This window comes from Caulobacter sp. P1_B12_2 (genome assembly GCF_056406675.1).
Map to the genome: position 1 here is coordinate 1 of NZ_JBFTZS010000706.1, position 1,494 is coordinate 1,494.

2 protein-coding genes and 1 other RNA gene are annotated in these 1,494 nt (G+C 65.3%); all 3 read left to right on the top strand.

Features of this window, described 5'->3' with window-relative positions; genetic code table 11:
• An RNA gene (rnpB, locus tag AC1DZ6_RS25075) (RNase P RNA component class A) lies at positions 1-232 on the top strand; the annotation flags it as partial.
• A gap of 315 nt (positions 233-547) precedes the next feature.
• Complete coding sequence (locus tag AC1DZ6_RS25080) at positions 548-1,015, top strand: division/cell wall cluster transcriptional repressor MraZ (RefSeq protein ID WP_477099802.1); 468 nt, start codon at positions 548-550, stop codon at positions 1,013-1,015.
• On the top strand, positions 1,012-1,494 hold a 483-nt coding region (gene mraW / locus AC1DZ6_RS25085; RefSeq protein ID WP_477099803.1), incomplete at its 3' end, for a 16S rRNA (cytosine(1402)-N(4))-methyltransferase. The genes AC1DZ6_RS25080 and mraW, both read left to right, overlap by 4 nt.

The window sequence follows — 1,494 nt, forward strand, 5'->3', positions numbered from 1 at the left end:
CACCGCGGACCTGGCAACAGGGACGGCATGGCAAGCCCCGCCTGGAGCAAGACCGAATAGGGACCCCGCGCCGGCCTCGCGTCGGATAGGCCGTCACTGGCTGAGAGGGTCCGGGTAGGTCGCGAGAACCGTCCAGCGATGGACGGTCCAGAGGAATGGCCGTCTCGCGGTCGTCTTTCTTTCGGGAGGGGCGGACGTCAGACAGAACCCGGCTTACAGACCATCTGGTCCATTTACCCCCGCATCGGGGGGCGCGAAAAGTGGGTTTCAGCCCCACTTCTCCCCAAGACATCGACAGCGCGACCATGCGTTCCCTTGTCCGCAAGGCGCTTGCGCAGAGTCTAGCGGCCGCGAAATCTTAACAGGTTCCATGTATGTTCTGTTGATAGATTCTAGCGGTCTGTGAAAGGCCCTCGCGACACCTTTGTTTTGACGGCCAAACGGCCGTTGGTGTCATTGTATCCCAGTCAATCCCATGTTAACCCACTTCTGCCGGAGCGATCATGGCAGGGCGTCCGGCGGCGGGCTTTGAACAGGGGTAGGCGGGGTGTTTCTCTCGACGTTCGAGAAGCAGCTGGACAGCAAGCGGCGCATCGTCGTGCCGCAGSACTTCCGCGCCGCGCTCTCGGGTCCGTTCGACGGGGTCTTCTGCTTTCCCTCCATCGAGGCTGATTGCCTCGAGGCTGGCGGAAAAAGCCTGTTCGACCGTTACCAGGGCGTGATCGACGAGCTGCCGTTCGGCGATCCCCTGCGTTCGGCCCTCGAAACCAGCGTCCTGGGCGGCATGGCGCGGCTGTCGTTCGACACCGCCGGCCGCATCACGCTTCCCGACACCCTGTGCGAGATGTTCGGCCTGACCGACTGGGTCGCGGTGGTCGGCCTGGGCGAGCGTTTCCAGATCTGGTCGCGCGAGGCCTTCCAGGCTCATCGCGCCGCCCAGCGCGAACTGGCTCGCGACGGCCTGGCCGCGATGCGTGGCCAGCAGCGCACGGCGCGGATCGGTGGTGCGGCATGAACGAACTCGAAGATGTCCGGGAGCCCGGTGCTCCGCACGTCTCCGTCCTGCTGGGCGAAGTGGTCGGCGCGCTGGCGAGCGGCCCCGGCGACATGGTCATCGACGGTACTTTCGGGGCCGGCGGCTACACCCGCGCCATCCTCGCCACGGGCGCTTCGGTCACGGCCTTCGACCGCGATCCCAGCGTCGCTCGCTTCACCGCCGAGTTCACCGCGACGGATGGTCGCTTTCGGCTGATTCAGGACCGCTTCTCTCAAATCACCGAGTATCTGGAGGATGCGTCGGTCGACGGCGTCACCCTGGATCTTGGCGTTTCTTCCATGCAGCTCGACGAGGCTGAGCGCGGCTTTTCCTTCATGCGCGACGGTCCGCTGGACATGCGCATGGGCGCCGACGGCCCGACCGCCGCCGATCTGGTCAACGAGCTGGATCAGGTCGAGCTGGCCCGCATCCTCTATGTCTACGGCGAGGAGCACGCC